1 protein-coding gene is annotated in these 545 nt (G+C 72.5%); it reads left to right on the forward strand.

Annotated elements, in window-relative coordinates; translation table 11 throughout:
• On the forward strand, positions 1-545 hold a 545-nt coding region (locus ABD841_RS40660), incomplete at both ends, for a serine/threonine-protein kinase (protein WP_344982432.1).

Raw genomic sequence — 545 nt, forward strand, 5'->3', positions numbered from 1 at the left:
GCGGTGATCGAGACCGGGGTGGACGGGCAGCGCCCGTACATCGTCAGCGAGTACATCGACGGGCCGACGCTGCACGAGGTGGTGACCACCCAGGGCCCGCACGCGGGCTCGGCGTTGCACCGGCTGGCGATCGGCACGGTCACCGCGCTGGTGGCGATCCACCAGGCCGAGATCGTGCACCGCGACTTCAAGCCGTCCAACGTGCTGCTCGCCCCGGACGGCCCCCGGGTGATCGACTTCGGTATCGCCAAGGCGCTGGACCGGACCTCCACGCTGACCGCGACGGCGATCGGCACGCCCGCCTACATGACGCCCGAGCAGCTGGCCGGGGAGCACGCCGGGGCGCCGGCCGACATGTTCGCCTGGGGCTGCACGATGGTCTTCGCGGCCACCGGGCAGCCGCCGTTCGGCACCGACAGCCTGCCGGCGATCTTCAACCGGATCATGAACCTGGAGCCGGACCTGTCGGCGATCACCGATCCGGCCCTGCGGGACCTGGTCGGGCAGTGCCTGGCCAAGGATCCCGCGCGGCGGCCCAGCGCGGG

The sequence above is a fragment of the Streptosporangium fragile genome, assembly GCF_039534445.1.
GTDB classification, from domain to species: domain Bacteria; phylum Actinomycetota; class Actinomycetes; order Streptosporangiales; family Streptosporangiaceae; genus Streptosporangium; species Streptosporangium fragile.